The sequence below is a fragment of the Streptomyces sp. NPDC059679 genome (assembly GCF_042734105.1).
Taxonomy (GTDB): domain Bacteria; phylum Actinomycetota; class Actinomycetes; order Streptomycetales; family Streptomycetaceae; genus Streptomyces.
Genome location: NZ_JBHWES010000073.1, coordinates 38,485 through 59,471, shown reverse-complemented (window position 1 = coordinate 59,471; position 20,987 = coordinate 38,485). Strand labels below are relative to the sequence as shown.

The 20,987-nt window shown below is 73.4% G+C and carries 8 protein-coding genes and 1 pseudogene; 4 read left to right on the top strand and 5 right to left on the bottom strand.

The genetic code is table 11. The annotated features are described in order from the left end of the window. From ACFV2X_RS45995 to ACFV2X_RS45985, 3 genes and pseudogenes are all read left to right on the top strand, one after another. Nucleotides 1-3,688, top strand: a pseudogene (locus tag ACFV2X_RS45995) (hypothetical protein); the annotation flags it as partial. Beyond that, entirely contained in the window at nucleotides 3,685-6,498 is a 2,814-nt protein-coding gene (locus ACFV2X_RS45990; RefSeq protein ID WP_385628028.1) for a right-handed parallel beta-helix repeat-containing protein, read from the top strand. The pseudogene ACFV2X_RS45995 and the gene ACFV2X_RS45990, both read left to right, overlap by 4 nt. A 50-nt stretch (nucleotides 6,499-6,548) precedes the next feature. Next, entirely contained in the window at nucleotides 6,549-7,646 is a 1,098-nt protein-coding gene (locus tag ACFV2X_RS45985; RefSeq protein ID WP_385628025.1) for an adhesin, read from the top strand. A gap of 124 nt (nucleotides 7,647-7,770) precedes the next feature. Here the strand turns inward: ACFV2X_RS45985 and fusA are convergent, their stop codons facing one another. The 5 genes from fusA to ACFV2X_RS45960 all read right to left on the bottom strand — a co-directional run bounded on the left by fusA (nucleotide 7,771) and on the right by ACFV2X_RS45960 (nucleotide 19,731). After that, nucleotides 7,771-9,903, bottom strand: a complete 2,133-nt coding sequence (fusA, locus tag ACFV2X_RS45980; RefSeq protein ID WP_385628023.1) for an elongation factor G — start codon at nucleotides 9,901-9,903, stop codon at nucleotides 7,771-7,773. Between the two features lie 358 nt (nucleotides 9,904-10,261). Then, nucleotides 10,262-11,398, bottom strand: coding sequence for a glycine amidinotransferase (locus ACFV2X_RS45975; protein ID WP_385628022.1), 1,137 nt, complete (start codon nucleotides 11,396-11,398; stop codon nucleotides 10,262-10,264). Between the two features lie 34 nt (nucleotides 11,399-11,432). Continuing rightward, nucleotides 11,433-17,792 carry an amino acid adenylation domain-containing protein gene (locus ACFV2X_RS45970; protein ID WP_385628020.1) on the bottom strand — a complete coding sequence of 2,120 codons (6,360 nt, stop codon included), beginning with the start codon at nucleotides 17,790-17,792 and terminating at the stop codon, nucleotides 11,433-11,435. Nucleotides 17,793-17,921: 129 nt separating this feature from the next. Further along, complete coding sequence (locus ACFV2X_RS45965; protein ID WP_385628017.1) at nucleotides 17,922-18,881, bottom strand: TauD/TfdA family dioxygenase; 960 nt, start codon at nucleotides 18,879-18,881, stop codon at nucleotides 17,922-17,924. A 64-nt stretch (nucleotides 18,882-18,945) separates the two neighbouring features. Beyond that, nucleotides 18,946-19,731, bottom strand: coding sequence for a thioesterase II family protein (locus ACFV2X_RS45960; protein ID WP_385628016.1), 786 nt, complete (start codon nucleotides 19,729-19,731; stop codon nucleotides 18,946-18,948). 239 nt (nucleotides 19,732-19,970) lie between these two features. Between ACFV2X_RS45960 and ACFV2X_RS45955 the strand changes: the two genes are divergently transcribed. Continuing rightward, complete coding sequence (locus ACFV2X_RS45955) at nucleotides 19,971-20,987, top strand: ferritin-like domain-containing protein (protein WP_385628014.1); 1,017 nt, start codon at nucleotides 19,971-19,973, stop codon at nucleotides 20,985-20,987.

Here is a 20,987-nt window from a genome sequence, read left to right as displayed (position 1 = left end):
CGGTACGGGCGTCGGCGCGGCCGTGCCGCCGCCGGGCGGCGTCGTCCGCGCCCCGGAGCCGCTGTCCGCCGCGGCGGCGCATGACCTGGCCATGGACCTGCTGCGCGGCGAGCGCGCCGCGCCACCGCCGCCCTATTCGGCGTCTGCGTCTTCTGCGTCTTCGGCGGGCGGCATCGGCGCGCGGTCGGTGCCGTCGGCCGGCGGAGTGTCCGCGCGCGGTCCGCTCGACGCCGCCGGGAGCGGGGGCGCCAAGGGAGCGGGCGACGCGCTCGACCTCGTCGCGCACCCCGGCCGCCCGCCCGAGACCGCCGCACCGCACACCGAGCTCGCCAAGACGGGCGAGACGGCCGTGCAGCCGCCCCCGCCGTACCGGGAGGCGACGGCCGATATGCCGCCGCCGTACGCCTCGCCGCCCCCGGGCAAGGGCCGGTTCGGCGGGCTGTCCCCCATGGCCGCGATCAACCAGCGAATCCGGGAGACCCACCAGCTCATCATGGGCGGCACCAGCGGCTCCGAGGCCGCCACGCGGCTCAACGCATGGGCGTCGTACGAGCGTGCCCTGTCCGATCTCGGCAAGGCCGAGCGGCAGGTGGAGCTGACCACGCCCCCGCCGGGGCAGAGCGGCTCCCGGGGGCCGTCCGCCGCCCAGCTGGACGCGCTGGACAAGCTCGGCGCGGTCCGCGCGCGCGTCGACGCGGCCGAGTCCCGGCTGGACGGTCTTGGCATCGATCCGCGCGGCACGCGCCGGCAAATGCAGGCCATCACCGTCCAGATGTTCCACGAGCGGGGCGGACTGCCGGGCGGCTCCCGGCACTCGCCCTCCCCGTCCGACACCTCCATGGCCGACACACCGCCGCCGTCCCCGGAGACCCAGACCGCCGACGACGCCTACGACGGCATGGACGATGTCATGGACGACATCTCCGACGCCACGGACCCGGGCACCCCACGCGGCACCGCGCCGGACCAGACCCCCGAGCCGGGCGCGATGGACGTGGACCCGCCCCCGGCCGGCCAGGTGGTCACCGCGCCGACCGGCGGCTCCCACGTCTGGCCCCCGCCCGGCACCGTGCCGGGCGGTGCCACCCCGGCGCACGCCATGGTGAACGACGCCTTCATGCAGCTGACGAACGGCGGCCACGCGGGAATGACGGGCGCGGACTATATGACCTGGGTCCGCGCCATCGAGACCCAGCCGCGCGAGCTCGGCTTCGTGGTCACTGCGATCGTCCGGTTCGACCAGCTCGGCGACGGCCTTCAGGGCTTCCTGAACGGCCTCACCCACCGACTCAACGGCTTCGACGGCCGGATCGGTGTGGTGATCGGGGTCAACGGCTCCCACGCCCAACTGCCCTTGATTCGCCAGGCCATCGCGGACGCCCTCGGCCAGACCACCTTCGGACATCCGCTGGCCCTGGTGGCCACGCCGCTCGGCCCGTACCCGGCCGGCCACTTCATCTACGGCACGGCGCGCAACCTCACCCTCGACAGCCAGGCCACCCGCCACATGGTCCGCTCGATGATGGCCGACAATCTGCATCCGTACCACGCGATCATGGACTTCGACAACTACCCCCACCTGGTCCCCGGCGGCCAACACGTCTTCGAGTACTGGCAGGGCGCGCTGAAGGTCGTGGAGGACGGACACGAGGTGGGCAACCCGCTGCGGCCGCTGATGATGGCGGGCGGCTACCGGGCGCCCGAGCTCCCGCCCGTCGGCAGCGCCGACCGGCTGATCGACGACACCCGGGCCAGGCTCGAGAACCTGACGCTGAAGGAGCGGAAGAACCCCAGGCCCCCGCTGGAGGAGATGCGACTGGAGTTCATCCGCCGGATCGAGCAGGACATGCGGATCCGCGACCGGCTCCGCGGCCTCCACCCGCAGCTGGCGTACGGCCCCGAACCGAACCTCTTCGTGGACGCCGCCGCGACCCTGCTCACCGACGATCTGATCCGGGTGCGGTTCGGTCTCGGCGGCGCCGAGTTCGGCGAGCTGAGCGAACGGCTCAACCGGCTGAACGCCTGGGAGCTCGACCAGTCGCTGCGCATCCCCTCGGGGAACATCGGGCAGCGGGCGCTCGATGAGCTGCGCACCCTGCGCGAGATGCACGCCGCGAACAACACCCTGCCGCACCGGGGCGTGCCGTATCTGACCAGGTTCCGGGAGGCGTCCACCGAGACCGACCTGTCCCGGCTGATGAAGACCTGGTACGACGAGGGCAAGCTGCCGCAGGACCACGCCGGACTCAAGAACCCCCTCGACCGGCTGTTCAGCCGCGACGAGCTCGGCGCGGGCCAGAACAGCCAGGCCGCCCGCGAGGGCATCGAGCTGAAGCCGGTTCGCGACTCCTTCAAACAGACCATCAGGGAAGGCAATTGGAACGACCCCCTGTGGCCGGTCCACCACCCGCCCGGTGAACTGCCCAGCTCCCGGCTCGCCGCCGACCTGTCGGCGGCGCTGGACGACAGCCTGGGCATCGTGGGCAAGAACCGGGTGGGCCTCGCGGTGTCCGCCCGGGTGCCCGGCGACGGGCAGCGGCTGTTCGCGGGCATCGACCCCGAGCAGATGCGGCTTGCCGCGCAGTCCCTCGCGCTCAGCCACGAGGAGGGCTATCTCGCCCGCCACCTGGCCTATTTCAACCGTGAACACCTGGCGCGCGGACAGCTGCCCACGGCGCCCGGCACCTTCTTCCACGCCCTTCAGCAGGCGGCCCAGGCTTCCGGGGACCTCTCGTTGCACCCGCTCCAGATGATGCGCAATTTGGTCGGGCGCGCCTTCCAGGACCTGCGCCAGGGCGGCGCCAACTCGCTCGGCCGGATGCTGGACCAGCTCAACGGCGCCGGCATCGACATCGAGAGGTTCTTCCCACGGCTGGTGAACGGCAGGCTGCACCCGCCGACGGCCGACTTCGCGACGTTCCGCGCCGCAGGAGGCGCCCTCGCCCACGACCCGGCCCGGGGCGTCCTGCTGACCCAGTACGCGGCGGCGCTCGGCCGGGACATCCGGGTCACCGCCGGGGACGGGACCACCTTCACGGTCGAGGCCATCGGGGTCGCGGCCAGAAACCGCCGACCGACCCTCGAACTCACCTGGCGCTCCGGCCCCGACGGCGGCGGCTGGTCGGCGCACGTCCCCGACCAGCCACCCCCGAAGCGCGGGGGCGGCCGGCGCGGTGCCGGGGGCGGACAGGACGGCGGGAACGCACCCACCCCGAAGGGCAAGCGCCCGCGCGGCGCGGACGGGTCCGTCGACGCACCCGGACCGTCCAAGCGCCCCCGACCGACCCAGGACGGCTCCACCGACCCCGCGCCCACGGGCAAGGGGAAGGGCAAGGGCAAGGCACGGGCCACCCGCGCCCCCGCGCAGCCCGCCCCGCCCGTTCCGCAGCTCCCGCAACTTCCGCAGCTCCCGCCGCCCGTGGACCCGGCCGTGCTGACCGCCGCCCACCAGGCCGTCGGGGCTGCCCAGACGGCGCTGCGCCGGGCGACCGAGTGGCGCCAGACCGTCGAGGCGCGCCCCGGCCGGGCGGCCGGGGGAAGTTCCGGGCCGAGCGAGCTCGAACGCGCCCTCGCCGCGGAGCAAGAGGCCTTGGCCAGGCTCCAGGAGGCCCGGAGCAACCTGGACCGGCTTCAGCACCCAGGCCCCGGAAACCCCCGGCCGCCCGGCTCGTTCGGAGGTAGCGCATGACGTCCATCGGCCTCGACGCCCCGGTGCGCCTGGTCTCGGCGCATGGGCACCAGCCCTACGGGACCATCGCCGCGGCGCTGCGGGACGCGGCGGACGGCGACGAGATCCGTATCGCCCCCGGCCGTTACGAGGAGACCGTGCGCATCGCCGGCCAGGTGACGCTGGTGGCGGCGGACCCGGACGGTGGCGACACGCCCGCGCCCGAAGGCCCGTCGCCGGGCGCCGCCGTGACGCTCGTCGCACCCGCGCCCGGCCGGCCCGCCCTGGAGGTGCTGCCCGGCGCTCGGCCGACGCTGCGCGGGGTGACCGTGCGCGGCGCGGCCGCGGACCAGCCCGCCGCCCTGCTCGCGGGCGGCGCCACCCACTGGACGGGCGGCGGGGTGCGGTACGGGCGGCTGGAGGTGCGCGGCGACGCCGCGCTGCGGATGGCCGACGCCGTGCTGTCCGGGGCCGCGCTGGCCGGGGTGCTGCTCCGTACCACCGGCGCCGTCCACCTCACCGGCTGTCTGCTGGCGGACATCGACGGCACGGGTCTTGTGGTCGGCGGCACCACCCGCGTGGAGCTGGTGCACACCGAGATCCGGGGCGCGGCGGGCTCGGGCATACGGGTGCGCGAGGACGCCCGCGCGGTGTTGCGCGGGTGCCTGGTCGACCGCCCGGACCGCAGCGGACTGCTCACCGAGGACCGGGCCGCGGCGCTGCTGACGGACTGCCGGATCCGGGACACCGGGGGTGAGGCGGTCCGCGCGCTGGGCAGTTCACCGCTGCCGGAGCCCGAAACCCTCGCAACCCCCGACTCCGCCGACTCCCCCGACTCCGCCGACGCCACCGGCGGGGTTGTGCTGCGCGGCTGCGAGCTGACCGGCCCGGCGGCCGACGCGATCGGTGTCACCGGCCCCGCGCAGCTCCAGGTCACCGCGTCCGTGCTGCGCGACTGCGCGGGCTCCGGCGTGGCGGCGGGCGACGGCGCCCGGGTGCGGCTGGCCGCCGTCGCGGTCGTACGCACCGGGGCCACGGCGCTGGTCGCCCACGGCTCCGCCGCGCTGACCGCGCGCGAGGTGACCGTACGGGACTCGGCCGCCAACGGGCTGCTGGCCACCGGCACCGCGGCCGTCGACCTCACCGACAGCGAGCTGACCGGCTGCCGCTACAGCGCGGTCCACCTCGGCGAGCGGACAACGACCGCGCTCACCCGGGTGCGGGCGGGCGCCACCCCCGAACACGGGGTGCACGCCGTCGACGAGGCCACCGTGACGCTGACCGACGCCCGCCTCGCCGACTGCGGCATGTCGGGCCTCGACCTGGCAGACGCCGCGCGCGCCGAGGCGTCCGGGCTCGCCGTGACCCGCTGCCTCGCGGGCGTCACGGCCGGGGCGGACGGCGCGCTGCGGCTCACCGACTGCGAGGTGACCGACGCCGAGCGGGCCGGAATCACCCTCGGCCGCGGCGATGCCGAGGTGTCCGGCGGCCGGATCCTGCGGCCGGGCACCGCGGGTCTGGTGTTCACCACGGGCGCCACCCCGCGCGTCACCGACACCGAGATCCGCGAGGCCACCGGCTCAGGACTGGTCGTGGCGGGCGAGGCCGCGCCACGCGTGACCGGCGTACGGATCGTCAGGCCAGGTAAGAACGGCCTGATCCTGGACGGGGGCGCCACCGGGGTCTTCGAAGACCTGGACATCGTCCGGCCCGGCTTCCCGGCGGTGCACCTGGCCGACCGGGCGGCGCCCACGCTGCGCCGGATCCGGGTCCGGGACGCCGCGGAGGACCTGAGCGCCGAGCCCGGGGCCCGGCCGGAGGTGGTGGACTGCGTCTCGATCCGGGTGAAGTCCGCGCGATGGCCCGCGCCGGAGACCCCCGGGGGCGCACCGGGGCCGAAGCCGGCGGGGCCCGGAGCCGGGCAGGCATCCGGGGCCGGGCAGACATCCGGGGCCGAGGGGGCCTCCAGGTCCGAAGGGTCGGCGGAGTCTCCCGCCTCGGAGGAGACCCTGGAGGAGCTGCTGGGCGAACTCGACCGGCTGGTGGGCCTCGCCCGGGTCAAGCAGGACGTCGCGTCGCTGGTCAAGCTGATGCGTACGGTCCAGCGCCGGGAGAGCGCCGGGCTCGCGGCCCCGCCGCTGAGCCGCCATCTGGTGTTCGCGGGCAACCCGGGCACCGGCAAGACCACCGTCGCCCGGCTGTACGGCCGGATCCTGGCCGCCGTGGGGCTGCTGGAGCGCGGCCATCTGGTGGAGGCCGACCGGTCCTCGCTGGTGGGCGAGTACGTCGGCCACACCGGTCCCAAGACCCAGCGGGTGTTCCAGGAGGCCATGGGCGGGGTGCTGTTCATCGACGAGGCGTACTCGCTGGCCCCCGCCCAGGGCGGGGGCGGCAACGACTTCGCGCAGGAGGCCATCGCCACCCTGGTCAAGCTGATGGAGGACCACCGGGACTCGGTGGTGGTCATCGTGGCGGGCTATCCGAACGAGATGGAGCACTTCATCGACTCCAACCCCGGTCTGTCCTCCCGGTTCAACCGCACGCTGATGTTCGAGGACTACGACACCGAGGAGCTGCTGCGCATCGTGGAGCGGCACGCCACCTCGCACCAGTACGATCTGACCGACGCCGCCCGCGCCTCCCTCACCGGCTACTTCGAACTCCTGCCCAGGGACGGCCGGTTCGGCAACGGCCGCTCCGCCCGGCAGGTGTTCCAGGCCATGACGGAGCGGCAGGCATACCGGGTGTCGGAGATCGAAACCCCCTCGGAGAGCGAGCTGATGACGCTCTCGGAACTCGATGTGCCCGAGCTGCCGGAGCCACCGCGGTGACCGCGGCAACACCCCGATCGACGAACAACAGCTCTCAGAAGGAGGCCGCGGTGTCCGAGCCGAGCGGCGAGGAACAGGGCAACACACAGGGCAGGGAGCGGACGGCACAGCGCGGGTTCGCGGACACCTTCGCCCGACGGACCCGGGTGCCGCTGCGCGGTCTGGCGCCGGGCCGCCGGGTGTGGTCCACGGTGGTCGGGCTGCCGGTGACCGCCGGTCTCGCGGTCGGCGCGGTGGTGCTGGTCTCCACGGGCGTGTCCCAGCTGCGATTCGAAGGCGATGACAACACCGCCAGCGCCAAGGCCGTCGCCGCGCAGCACAAGGCCGCGGACAAGGCCAAGGGCACCTCCTCCTCCCAGAAGCCGGACGGCGGGGCCAAGGACGGCGGCGAGGCACCCTCCACCGGCGACAAGGGCGCCCCGGGCGGGACCAACGGCGGTGGCGGCTCCGGCGGTGGCAGTGGCAGCGGCGGCGGAAGCGGCAGTGGCGGCGGCGGTGGTGGCGGCAACGACACGGGGGCGCCGTCCTCCGCCGGGGGCGCCGGTTCCGGCGGGTCGAAGAGTGGCGGCGCCGACACCCCGGCCACGAGCGGCGGCGGCGGCGGAGCGCCCAAATCGGCGGGCAGCAAGGTGATCTACACCGACTACGCCGGGCCGAGCTGCCCGACCCCGCCGAAGGGCGGCTACTACGAGCAGAACCGCTTCACCGACGGCGACGGCGGCTGGTACTCCCTCGGCGGTGGCGGCTATGTGGGCCACGGCTGCAACGGCGTGTTCGCCTCCGTGCCGATGTCCGGCGACCCGGCCAAGGACGCCAACAGCCGGGTGATGTGGTGGTGGGAGCCGGGCACCTCGGCCAAGAGCTGCCAGCTGTCGGTGTACGTCCCCAAGGGCCCCAACGACCGCGATGTCGCCGGCCACCCCACCACGTACCACGTCCTCACCGACCCGTTCGACCGGACCACGAAGTACGACTCCTTCACCATCAACCAGGCCGGCCACCGCGCCCAGTGGGTGAACGCGGGCAGTTTCGCGGTGAAGCAGGGCAAGATCGGCATCAAGCTGCTCGACCGCGGTGACGACTGGTCGGCCGGCTGGAACCTGGCCCATCACGCCGCCGCCCAGATGAAGGTCACCTGCCGGACCTGACCCCGGCTTCAGCCGCCACGCGGCGCCTGCTCGGCCATCGCCTCACTCTCCCCCGGGCCCGCGCTGCGGGGGCGCGGGCCCGGGGCTGGACGGCCCCGCCATCAGGGGCGGGGCCGCCGACGGGCTACCGGGTCGGTGTCCCGGCGGTCGCCGCGTCCGGCGCCGGGGCGTAACCCGCGGGCCGGGTGGTGAAGGTGCCCCGGCCCTGGGTCCGGCTGCGCAGCCGGGTCGCGTAGCCGAACAGCTCGGCCAGCGGCACGGTCGCCGTGATGACCGCCGTGCCCGTCCGCGCGACCGTGCCCGAGACCCGGCCGCGCCGCGCCGCCAGATCGCCGAGCACCGCGCCCACCGCGTCCTCCGGCACCGTGGCCGTGACCTCGGCCACCGGCTCCAGGAGCACCATCGCACCCGCGCGCAGCGCCGCTTGCAGCGCGAGCCGCCCGGCCGTACGGAACGCCATCTCCGAGGAGTCCTTGGAATGCGTGGCCCCGTCGGTCAGGGTGACCCGTACGCCGGTCACCGGGTGGCCGCCGAGTGGCCCCTCGGCCAGGGCGTCCCGGCAGCCGGCCTCGACCGCCCGGACGTACTCCTGCGGCACCCGCCCGCCGACGACGGTCGAGCGGAAGGCGAAGGCCGTGCCCCCGGCGGCCGGTGCGGTGTCGGGCGCGACCTCCAGCGGTTCCGTGTCGAGCACGACATGGGCGAACTGCCCGGCGCCGCCGTCCTGTTTGACATGCCGGTACACCAGCCCGGACACCCCGCGGACGACGGTCTCCCGGTAGGCCACCCGCGGCCGTCCGACGGCCACGTCAAGACCCTGGGCGCGGCGTAGCTTCTCCACCGCCACCTCCAGATGGAGCTCGCCCATCCCCGACAGCACCGTCTGCCCGGTCTCGGAGTCGGTCCTGACCGTGAGCGAGGGATCCTCCTCCGCCAGCCGCGCCAGCGCCGTGGCCAGCCGGTCGGCGTCGGCGCGCCCACGGGCCTCGACCGCCACCGAGACCACCGGGTCGGCGACCGTGGGCGGTTCGAGGAGCAGCGGTGCCGACGGCGCGCACAGCGTGGCCCCGGCGCGGGCGGCCTTCGGCCCGACCACCGCGACGATGTCCCCGGCCACCGCCCGGTCCACCTCCGAGTGCCGGTCGGCCTGGACCCGCAGGATGCGGCCGACCCGCTCGGTGCGTCGCGCGCCCACGTCCAACACCGCCTCTCCCTTGTCGACCGTCCCCGAATACACCCGCAGATACGTCAGCCGCCCGGTGGCGGTCGCCGTCACCTTGAACACCAGCGCCGCGAACGGCCCCTTGGGGTCGGCGGCCCGCTCCTCCACCGCCTCGCCCCGGGTGCCGCGCACCGCCGGTACGTCCAGTGGCGAGGGCAGATACGCCACGGCGGCGTCCAGCAGCGGCTCGATACCGCGGTTGCGGTAGGCCGAACCGCACAGCACCACCACGCCCTCGCCGCCGCGGGTCAGCTCACGCAGCGCGGCGGTCAGGGTCGGTGTGGAGACGGCCGAGTCCGCGCAGAACTCCTCCAGCGCGCCCGGGTGGAGCTCCGCCACCGCCTCCTCCAACAGCCGCCGCCGCCGCAGCGCCTCCTCCCGCAGGGCGTCGGGCACCGGGCCCTCCTCGTACGTGTCCTCGCCCGTGCCGTGGCCGTCGGGCCACACCAGAGCGCGCATCCGCAGCAGATCCACCACCCCGGTGAAACCGTCCTCCGTGCCGATCGGCAACTGGACGACCAGCGGCGCCGGATGCAGCCGCTCCCGGATCGACCCGACCGCCGTGTCCAGATCGGCACCGGCGCGGTCCATCTTGTTCACGAAGGCGATCCGCGGCACGCCGTGCCGGTCGCACTGCCGCCACACCGACTCGCTCTGCGGTTCGACACCCGCGACGGCGTCGAACACCGCGATCGCCCCGTCGAGCACCCGAAGCGAGCGTTCCACCTCGTCCGAGAAGTCGACGTGGCCGGGGGTGTCGATGAGATTGATCCGGTGGCCGTCCCAGCCGCAGCTCACCGCGGCCGCGAAGATGGTGATGCCACGGTCGCGCTCCTGGGAGTCGAAGTCGGTGACGGTGGTGCCGTCGTGGACCTCGCCACGCTTGTGGGTGGTCCCGGTGAGGTACAGGATCCGCTCGGTGACGGTGGTCTTGCCCGCGTCCACATGGGCGAGGATGCCCAGGTTGCGGACCGCGGCAAGCGGGTGAGCAAGCGCGGTGGCGAGATGGTGGTGGCGGTTGAAGTCGGTACGCACGGCCCAGGGCCTTTCAGGTGATCCAGAAAAGGGCGGCGCGATTCCCGGACGACATGGCCTGTGGTCAGGCCAGGCGGAACTCCCAGGGAGCCGTCATACGTTCGTCACGGGCATCCGGAGCCGGCCGCGCAGCCGGCACCGGGCGCCCGAAGACACCAGGATCACCTCGTACCGTGACGGGAAGACGACAACAGGGGTACCAGCGGTGCGGTCACACACGGCCGACTCCCCTCATGCGTCACGGTGCGCGCCCTCATGCGGTGGTGGCGCGCGGTTCGTGGCGAGTGTAGGGAATGCGGTGCGGGCGGGGCACCCGGTTTTTCGTGCCTCGTGTTCCAGCCCGTGTTCCAGCCCTGGGTCAGACCAGGGGCTCGTAGCGGAGGGCGGGGAAGTAGTCCTCGCAGGTGCCCTCGCGGCGCACATCCCAGGTGGCGCAGTGCAGCGAACCCCCGTACTCGAAAACGTGGCGGAACGGCACGGTGAACACCTCGAAGTCGAGCTTGGCGAGCAGGTCCTGGAGCGGCTTCTCCCGCTCCTCGCAGATCACCTTGGTCGGCGACATGCTGAGCACGTTCATCGAAAGCCACTTGGAGGACTGGCAGTACTTGGGCATCTCGTCATTGCCCAGGACGGGTTGCGGGGCGTCGACCAGCTCCCAGTCGTTCGCGAGGAACATCTTCTCCTCGCCTTCGCGCAGCGGCCGCTCGGGGTTGGTGAGGACCAGGCCCGGCCGCAGTGGCACAAAGGTGCAGTCGATGTGCGAGGGGAAGAAGTCCAGCGGGAAGTGGACCGTGTGGACCCGGAAGCCACGCGGCTCCAGATGCCGCCTCAGCCAGCGGATGCCCGCCCGGTTGGTGGTCATCGACTCCTGGACCAGGATGTCGCGCCCCAGCCGGCTCATATCGGCGGCGTCGAAGACCACCTCGTCCTGGCCCACGCAGAACTCGAAGGAATGCATCCGGGCATGCCGCTGCTCCAGCGGCCACTCCCAGAACTCCTCGCGGTACATCCCGTCGCGCATCGACGGCTTGGGCGCGGTCGTCCACTCGACGCGCTGATCGGCGTTCCAGTACTCGTACACCAGCTTGCGGTAGGGCTCGTACTCGAAGTACCGGGCCCGGCGCGACATGGTGGCCTCGATGATCTCGTTGCCCATCGTGATCATCACATCGCGCGGGCAGACCGCGCAGTACTGGTTCTCGACCTCGAAGCCGGGGGTGCGGACAGGGGCCGAGAAGTCATGCGGCTCCGGGCGGCGCACCGTGATGCCCTGGGACTCCAACAGGGCCGCCAGACCGGCCAGTTCCTCGTTGGCCCGCTCGATGGCCTCCTGGGATTTCGGTCCGGTGGGGAACGGTGTGCCGGGGGAGTCGCGTATCGCGGGGCGGCTGCCCGGCTCCGTCGGCTCGAAGCAGGCGTTGTCGGCGGAGCCGACGACGATCTCCTGGAGCGGGTCCCATTCGTTCCATGAATTGACGACCGCCGAATATCGCATATGCGGGTCCACCTGCCTGTTCCGTAAGACGTGGTCAGAGTGCGTCGCCGAGGGACCGCGCGGTGCGGCAGCGGAACACGGTCGCGACATCGACGGTCCGACCCAGCTCCGCTTCGATCCGGCCCGCCAGGCGCAGCGCGGTCAGCGAGTCGCAGCCGAGGGTGAACACATCGTCGTCCGCCCCGACGGGCCCGTGTCCCAGCACCTCGGCGATCAGCTCGCACAGCCGCCGCACCGCGGGTTCGACGGCCGGTGTGGTGACATCGGTGACATCAGAAACATCGGTGAGTAGGTGTCCGGTCGGGGCCGTCAGGGCCGCCGGCAGGTCAGTCAGGAGTTCCCGCAGCCGCGCCACCACCTGTCGGCCGTCCTCGCCGTCGAACAGGTCGGGGCGGTAGCTGACCTCGAGGAGCAGCCGCCGGCCGGGCGCGACCATCAGCTTGAGGGGGTAGTGGTAGGCGTCGTGCCCGGCCACATCCGTCAGCCGCAGACCGTCCTCCGGGCTGGGCAGGGCCTCGGCGGTCGGGAAGTTCTCGAAGACGACGCAGGTGTCGAACAGGGTGCCGAGGCCCGCCGCCCGCTGGATGTCCGTCAGGGCGAGATGGTGGTACGGGAGGAGTTCGGCGTGCTCGTCCTGCAGCCGCGTCAGCAGCTCGGCCACCGGCTCGGCCGCGTCCAGGCGCACCCGTACCGGCACGGTGTTGACGAAGAGCCCCACCATCTCCTCGACCTTGGGGAGCTCGGCCACTCTCCCCGAGACCGTGGCCCCGAAGACGATGTCCCGGTGTCCGGTCCGGCGGTGCAGACACAGCGCCCACGCGGCGCGCAGCAGCGTGTTGAGCGTGACACCGGCTCGGCGCGACGCGTCGAGCAGCGCGGCGGTGTCCGGTTCGGACAGCTCGACGGCGATGCGCTCCGGCAGGACGCGGATCCGCGCGGTGTCCTGGTCCGGGCAGACCAGGGTGGGGCCCGCCAGGCCCGCCAGCGCGCCGCTCCAGGCGGCGTGCGCCTCTTCGCGGTCCTGCGCCGCCAGCCACCGCAGATAGTCGGGGTAGTGTCCGGGGGTCGGCAGACCGGTGTCCTCGCCGTGGTCGAAGAGCGCGAGCAGATCGCGCAGCAGCAGCGAGGTGGTCCAGCCGTCCACCAGCAGATGGTGCATGCTCAGGGCCAGCGTCTGCCGGTCCTCGGCGAGCGTGATCAGGGTGCAGCGGGCCAGCGGCGGTCGGGCCACATCGAAGCGTTGCCGCCGGTCGGCATCGAGCAGCGCCTCCAGTCGCACGTCCCGCTCCCGCGCGTCGAGGCCGGTCAGGTCGTGGGTGTACCAGTCCATCCGGACCTGTTCCGGGATGACCTGCACCGGTTCCCCCGACCGCCGCTGGAGAAAGGCCGCGCGCAGCATCGGGTGGCGGCACAGCAGCGCGTCGCATGCGCTACGGAACCGCTCGGCGTCGAGCCCGCCCCCCACCTCCAGGGTGATCTGCACGTTGTAGACGTCCAGGTCCCCGCTGTCGTACCGGGCGTGGAAGAGCAGCCCCTCCTGCGTCGGGGTGAGCGGCAGCAACTCGGCGACCGGCATGCCGATCCGGGCGCCGAGCCGGGCCGGCTCCCCCTCGTCCCGCTCCCCGGCGTCCTCGACGGGTTGTGCGCGCACGGGCGCGGGCTCGGGGGCCTCCGCGCTCGTTCCGTACGCCACCAGGGCGCGCAGCGCGGCGAACCAGAGCCGGGCCAGCTCACCGACGTCGCCCTCGGTCAGCAGACGAGGGGCCCACAGCCAGTGGGCGGCCAGTCGTGGCCCCGCCGGGCCGTCCCCGACCGCCGCGTTCACCTCGACGACATGCGCCATCGGCATCCGCGGATCGGCTCCGCTCGGCAACGCGTCCGACTCGGGCGCCACACTCCAGTCCTCGTCGGCGGAACCGTCCCGTCGGCCCAGGTAGTTGAAGCCGAGCTGCGGTGCCGGGTAGGCCGCCAGTTCGTCGGCCGTGTCCCGGTTCAGATGGCGCAGCAGGCCGAAGCCGATGCCGCGCCGGGGGATCTCCCGGACCTGGTCCGTGACCCGGCGTACGGCCTCGCCGAGGCGCGCCGGCGCGGGATCGCCGTCCGGGTCCCACTCGCCGAACCCGGCGTCGAGCCGCACCGGATAGAGGGAGGTGAGCCAGCCGACGGTGCCCGACAGATCGATGTCCTCGCCGATGGGTTCACGGCCGTGCCCCTCCACATCCACCAGCACCCCGGTGTCGGCGCCGGGGCGCCGCCAGGCGGCGACGGCGAGCGCCAGGCCGGTGAGCAGCACCTCCCTGGTGTCGCTGGACAGGGCGGCCGGCACGGTGGTGAGCAGCGGCGCGGTCAGATCCTCGGGGAGGGTGAGGGTGAGTTCACCGGCCGTGGCGTGGATGTCCCGGGACGGCGAGAGCCGGGCGTCGGTGAGCGTGATCCCGCCCGTGCGCAGGATCCGCCGCCACAGGGGGAGTTCGTCCAGCACGGTGGGCGTCTTCGCCGCGGCGTACAGCCGGTGGCTCCACTCCCGCAGCGGGACGGGCACCGGGTCCGCCACCGGGGCGGCGGCCGCCGTACGACCCGTACGGCTCCGCCAGGCGGTGTACAGATCGGTCAGCAGGATGTGCCACGAGACCGCGTCGACGGCCAGGTGATGGACGGTGACGAGCAGCCGTCCCGGCCGGTTCGCGCCGCCGTCGAACCAGGTGGCGCGCAGCATCACGCCGTCGCGCGGGGCGAGGGCGTCGGCGTCCTCACCGGCGCAGTCCGAGATCCGGCGGCGGAGGTCGCCCGAGGCCAGCCCGGAGACATCGACCCGCCGGACCGCCGCGCGCAGCCCGCGCGGGTCCACCGGGGCCGGCGCGAGGGAGCCGTCGTCGCGCAGGCGGGCGCGTAGCGCCTGGTGCCGCTCCACCACGGCTCGTACGGCGGTGGCCAGCCGGTCCGTGCCGAGCCCTGGCGCCACCCGCAGCAGCGTCGACTGGTGGAAGGCATCGATCGCGCCACCGTGTTCCAGCAGCCACCGCGTGATCGGCGTGGCGGGGACGATGGCGGCCGCCTCGTCGGGGGCGGGGGAGCCGGTTGTCGGAGCCGGGGTGGGCCGCGCCTCCTGCCGCATGAACGCGGCCAGGGCGTCGGCCGTGCGGTGGGTGAAGACCTGTTTGGGGGTGAACCGCAGCCCCGCCTCGCGCGCCCGCGCCACCAGTTGGATCACGGTGATGGAATCGCCGCCGAGGGAGAAGAAGTCATCCGTGGCCCCGACCTTGTCCGCGCCAAGGACCTGCGCGAAGAGCCCGATGAGCGTGGCCACGGCGTCTTGCTCCGACTCTGCCCTCGGCTCAGCCTCCGGATCCGGTCGGGTCTCCCCGGTCTCCCCGGTCTCCTGCCGTGGTGGTGTTGTCGGCTCCGCCGGATCCGGCTCGGGCAGCGCCGCCCGGTCGACCTTGCCGTTGGGGCTCAGCGGCAGCGCGGGCAGGGTGACGAAGGCCGAGGGGAGCATGTACGCGGGCAGCTTGGCCGCGATCCGTTCGGCCAGCGTGGCCAGTTCGGCATCGCGTCCGGGCGCCGCCACGACGTACGCCACCAGGCGCGGCGCACCGGGGCGGTCCTCCCGCACCGCCGCGGCCACCTGGGCGACGGCGGGGTCGCTGCCGACCACGGCCTCGATCTCGCCCAGTTCGATCCGGTAGCCACGGACCTTGACCTGGTCGTCGGCCCGGCCGCCGTAGACCACGGTGCCGTCGGGCCGCCACCAGGCGATGTCTCCGGTCCGGTACATCCGGCCGCCGGGCGCGCCGAAGGGGTCGGCGACGAAGCGGCCCGCGGTGAGCCCCGGCCGCCCGACATAGCCGCGGGCCAGCACCTCGCCACCGATGTACAGCTCGCCGGGGACGCCCGCCGGGACCGGGCGCAGCCACGGGTCCAGGACATGGATCCGGGCGCCGGGGACGGGACGGCCGATCGGCACCGCACCCCGCGGCAGCGGGTCCCCGGGCTCCAGGCGGTGTTCCACACAACCCACGGTCGCCTCGGTGGGGCCGTACTCGTTCACGACCGTCACGTGTGGGTGGCGGGCCCGCCACGCGGCCAGCGCCTCCCCGGTCAACTGCTCGCCGCCGATGACGAGTTCGCCGCTCGGCGAGTACCACGCGTCGGAGGCGACCAGCACCGGCAGATGGCTGGGCGTGGCCTTGACGAACGCGGGCCCGTCGCCCTCGGCCCCGGGCGGGGCGTCGAAGTCGTCCAGATCGACCACGCGCACCAGACCGCCCGAGGTCAGCGGGCCGAAGATACCGGTGACGGTGAGGTCGAAGGACGGCGGCGAGTGCACCAGCGCCTGTGTGGCCAGGCCCGGGTAGGCGGCGCGGGCGAAGGCCAGGTAGTTGTCGACCGTACGGTGTTCCACCGCCACCCCCTTGGGGCGGCCGGTCGACCCCGAGGTGTAGATGACGTACGCGCAGTCGGCGGGGCGGATCGGCGCACCGCGTTCGGCGTCGTCCACCCCGTGTCCCGGCAGCTCCGCCAGCTCAGCCCGCACGGCGGGGTCGCCGAGCGGGACCGCCTGGACAGGGCCTGGCGCCGGGTGGCCGGTGTCCGCGCAGACGACGGCGGACGGGGCGGCGTCGGCGAGCATGAAGGACACGCGCTCCGGCGGATATCCGGGGTCGACCGGCAGATATCCGGCCCCCGCCTTCAGGGCCCCCAGCAGCGTCACGATCAGATCGACACCGCGCGGCAGCGCCACGGCGACGAGGTCTCCCGGCCGTACGCCGCGCCGCAGCAGGAGCCGGGCCAGCCGGTTGGCGGCCTCGTCGAGCTGCCGGTAGCTGAGGGTGTTCGCCCCTTCGGCCACGGCCGGGGCGTCGGGGGTGCGGCTCACCTGGGCCTCGAAGCGCTGGGGGAGCGTCGCCCGATCGCGACCGTACGCCTCGGGCGACGGCGCCTCCGAGCGGTGGGCCCACGCGCCCAGCACCTGCTCGCGCTCCCGGTCGGTCAGCAGCGGAAGGTGTGCCACGGGGGTGGTGGGGGAGTGGACGAAGGCGTCCAGCAGCAGCCGCAGCCGGGTGCGGATCAGCTCCAGGCGGGCGTCGTCGAACAGACACCGGCGGTAGCTGATGTGCAGGCTCAGCCGGGGGCCGGGGATGGCGACCACGCTCAGCGGGTAGTGGGTCGCGCCGGTGATCTCCTGCTGACCACCGGCCTGGGCGTCCGTCCCGTCCGGCGCATCGGGGGAGTCTTCGGCGAGCGGGGCGATTCGCAGGCCCGGCACGGTGTCCCGCACGGAAGCCCAGTCGAAGGGCGCGTCGCCGAAGCCGGTCGAGGTGTCGTACAGCGTGTCAAGACCGGACAGCCGGCGCACCTCGGTCAGCCCGAGGTGCTGATGCGGAGCCAGCGCGAACTGCTCGTCCTGGACCCGGGCGAACAGGTCGGCCATCGGCTCCGCCGGGTCGATCCGCACCCGGACCGGGAGCGCGTTCATCAGCAGGCCCACCACCGAGTCGGCGCCGGGCAGCTGCGGCGGGCGGCCGTGCACGGTCTGGCCGAACACCACGTCGTCCCGGCCGGTCAGCAGGGACAGCAGCAGCGACCAGACGCCCTGCACCACCGTGTTGAGGGTCAGCCCGTGTTTCCGGGCGGTCGCCGTCAGCGCCTCGGTGGCGTCCTCGGGAAGCGTGACGAGGGTCAGGCCGGGCATCTCCCCGTCGCCCGCCACGGGCGCGCCGGCGGCGACGAGGGTCGGCTCGGACAGCCCCTGGAGGGCCGATCGCCACGCCTCCTCGGCAGCCGGACGGTCCTGCCGGGAGAGCCACCGCAGGAAGTCGGAGAACGGCGTGACCGGCCGAAGCCCCGCCTCGCCCGCGCCGTCGTCTCCCCCCGCCGCCTCCGTTTTCCGGTGGTAGAAGGTGAACAGATCCTCCAGCACCAGCGGCAGTGACCAGCCGTCGAGCAGGATGTGATGGTACGTCAGGACGAGCACGTACTGGCTCTCGGCCAGCCGGACGAGCGCGAACCGCATCAGCGGCGGGGCCGTCATGTCGAAGCGGCGCGACCGCTCCTCCTCGAGGAAGGCCAGCAGCTTCTTCCGGCGTACGGACTCGGGGTCCGCGGAGAGGTCGAGCTCGGTCCACGGTGTCCGTACGGTCCGCCGGATCAGCTGCACCGCCTGCCCGTTCCCCCGCTGGCGGAAACCGGCGCGCAGCACGGCGTGGCGGGCGAGGGTGGCGGCACAGGCCGCGCGCAGCGCCTTCGCCGAGACGTCTCCGAGCAGTTCGAGGGGGGCCTGGATGGTGTAGACGTCCGCAGCCTCGGAGTCGTACAGAGCGTGGAAGAGCATGCCCTCCTGGAGCGGAGTGAGGGGCAGCACGGACTCGATCGGCGACTTGGACACTTCGTTCACGCGACGATGGTGTCGCGCGGCCGATCCGCGGGCCAGGCAGCCGACCGGCAGCTTCCCTGCCCGCCGACGGCCCAGCGGGCGGGCGGCGTTGCCGGTGCGCAGCTCGGCCGCGCAGCTCAGCGGCGCGACTCAGCGGCGCAGGGCGGGCTGTGCCAGGTCGGCCCTGCTGATCAGGTCGGACATGGACACCAGCACCCGGCGCTCCCCGGTGAACGCCTCCCGGCCGTGCGACCAGCGCATGTTGTCGATCACCAGCAGGTCGTGGCGGTGCCAGTCGAAGCGCTGCGCACGGCGCTCGAAGGCCGTACGGACCGCGGCGACCATCTCGTCCGGGATCGGGGTCCCGTCGCCGAACAACACGTCGTTGGGCAGCCCGCCCTCACCGAACAGCGCCACCAGATCCCCTCGCAACCCCTGCGGCAGCGAGGACTGGTGGAACAGCACCAGGTGGTTGAACCACACCCGGCGCCCGGTGCGGGGGTGCGCGACGGTCGCGGGCGCCCGGCGCACCGTACGCAGCCGGTCGTCCTCCAGCCACTCCCACTCCAGGCCGCCCGCCGCGCAGAACCGGGCCACCTCGGCGCGGCTGTCGGTCTGGAACGCCTCGCGCCAGTCGAGGCCGACCCCGCTGCCGTAGTTGCGCACATAGCGCAGCCCTCGCGCCTCCACGGCCCGCACCACCTCGTCCGGGATGTCCTCCAGCACCCGCGCCACATCCGTGATCGGGGTGGCGCCGCCGGTGGCCGCCGGGGTGGCGCAGAAGAAGGCCAGCCGGCCCGGCCAGGCACCGGCGTACGACGACTCGCAGTGCTGTGGGATCACCTCGCGCGCCGGGTACTCGGTGGAGGTGAAGACACCGCCGCCCACCTCGCTGCGCGGCGTGGAGCGCTCGGTGTACTCCAGTGGCTTGAACTCGAGCCCGTCCAGGGCCTGTTGGAAATCCTCGACGTTCTCGGCGCCGGCCCCGCGGATCAGCACGGCCCCGGCCCCGGCGACGGCCTCGTCGATCGCCGTGACCTGCCGGTGCACAAAGGACCCCAGCCGCTCGCCGTCCGCCTCCAACACGATGATGCCGGTCAGCTCGTCCACGCGTCACAACTCCCTGGGAAGGGGCCCGGTGTCGGTGCCCCGGTATCGGTGAGAACACCACCGGTCAGCCGAGCACCGCCGTGACGGCGTCGAGCACGGCCGGAGCACCGGTGAAGAGGTAGTCGTGCCCGCCGGACAGCAGCTGGAGGGTGAACCCGGCCGAGGCACACAACCGCCACCGCTCCAGCTCGGCCCTGCCCACCAGCGGGTCCTGGGCGCCGCCGAAAACGTGCAGCGGGCAGCCCACCGGCACCGGCCCGGGGCTGCGGTACGCCTCGGTGAGCGCGAGGTCGCGCCGTACCGTGCGCAGCGCGTACCGCAGATACGACGGATACTCCCGGAGATCGGGCGGGAAACCGCCGAACCCCTCCAGCCAGGCGAGCAGTTGTCGGTCGTCCCGGTCCGAGATCCGCTTCGGCACCGCGGTGTGCGGCGCCCGGGACGCGGAGACCAGCAGCGCGCGGGGCGCGGGCAGACCACGCCGGACGGCGCGGACGGCGATCTCGTAGCCCAGGAGCGCGCCGAAGCTGTGGCCGAAGAGCGCGTACGACAGGTCGAACTCGCCCGCGATGCCGTCGAGCACCGCGTCGGCCAGCTCCTCCAGGGTGTCCGGTACGGGCTCCCCGGCGCGCACACCACGGCCGGGGAGCTCCACCGTGGCCAGCTCGATGCCGTGGGGCGGGGTGAGCCGCCAGGGGGCGAACGACCCGGCGCTGCCGCCCGCCTGGGGCAGGCAGAACAGCCGCAGCCGGGGGCTGGGCGCGGTCACCCGGCCGACGATCCACGGAGTGTCCACGCCACGCGGTGGGCCGGCGGGGTGGGAGGGTGGCACGGCGGCATGGGTTCGCATCCCGCTCCTTTCGTCGCCCGGCGCTCCTCGGGGCGGTGGCCCTCGCGGCCCGGGGCGGTGGCCCCGGTGGCTCGGGGTCGCTTGGGCCATCGTGGCCCGGTGGCGGCGCCCGGACCAGGCACGGGGACCGGCAACCGGTCTGCCGCGAAGTTGCCCCCGGGCCTGCCTGGCCGGTGGCGGCCGACCCGGTGAGGATCGTGGCGACCGTCCGCCCTTGTTTCCGAGGGGATCGCACTCCCATGACTGCTCCTCCTGACGAGGCAGCCGACTCGCCCTTCTTCGTCCTGGACGCCGTGACGGCGGATCTGATGAAGGTCGAATCCCTCACCCAGGCGTGCCTGAACTGGGACTACGGCAAGCGCGACAGCCGAGTGTGGCGCCTGTACGAGAAGAACAAGGCCGGGCAGTGGAACGCCGCCACCGATATCGACTGGGACCACGACGTCCGGTTCGGGGCCGAGCTGACGGAGGAGAACGGGGCGCGGCTCGCCGGCTTCGTGGTCGGCGAGGGCAGCCCGGTGCCACGCGAACTGCTCACCCAGTTCCGCTGGGAGTACCAGGCATGGATGTGCAGCCAGTTCCTGCACGGCGAGCAGGGCGCGCTGGTGACCACGGCCCGGCTGGTGGAGACCGTGCCCGACATGGACGCCAAGACGTACGCGGCCTCCCAGGTCGCCGACGAGGCGCGGCACGTCGAGGCATTCGCGCGCTACATGGACGAGAAGCTGGGCACCGTCTACCCGGTCAACCCCGGGCTCGGCACACTGCTCCACGATGTGCTCTCGGAGTCCCGGTGGGACATCGTCTACCTCGGTATGCAGGTCGTCATGGAGGGCCTGGCGATCACCGGGCTGCGGCTCGCGAGCAGCGGCTTCGGCGATCCGCTGATCCGGCAGATCACCAAGATGGTGGCGAGTGACGAGGCCCGCCACATCGCGTTCGGCGTCACCTCCCTCACCGGCATGTACGAGCAGGCCACCTCGGCCGAAATGCGCGAGCGCGAGGACTTCCTGCTGGAGTCCATCCGGCTGATGTCCCGCCGCTTCATGCTCCGCGAGGTGTGGGAGCGGATGGAGCTCGACGTGGCCAAGGGGCTGCACTTCGCCCGCACCAACCCGATGATGGCCACCTACCGGCAGCTGCTGTTCCAGCAGGTGATCCATGTGCTAAGGCAGCTGGGCCTGTTGTCGGAGCGGGTGAAGGGGCTGCTGCTCGCGGAGAACCTGGTACGCCCGGAGGCGATGACGAGCCGCTGA

What these genes read in the sequence shown, in the direction of transcription:
- ACFV2X_RS45990 (WP_385628028.1), top strand. Translation starts at nt 3,685, where the DNA reads ATGACGTCCATCGGCCTCGACGCCCCGGTGCGCCTGGTCTCGGCGCAT.
- ACFV2X_RS45975 (WP_385628022.1), bottom strand. Translation starts at nt 11,398, where the DNA reads ATGCGATATTCGGCGGTCGTCAATTCATGGAACGAATGGGACCCGCTC.
- ACFV2X_RS45955 (WP_385628014.1), top strand. Translation starts at nt 19,971, where the DNA reads ATGACTGCTCCTCCTGACGAGGCAGCCGACTCGCCCTTCTTCGTCCTG.
- ACFV2X_RS45960 (WP_385628016.1), bottom strand. Translation starts at nt 19,731, where the DNA reads ATGCGAACCCATGCCGCCGTGCCACCCTCCCACCCCGCCGGCCCACCG.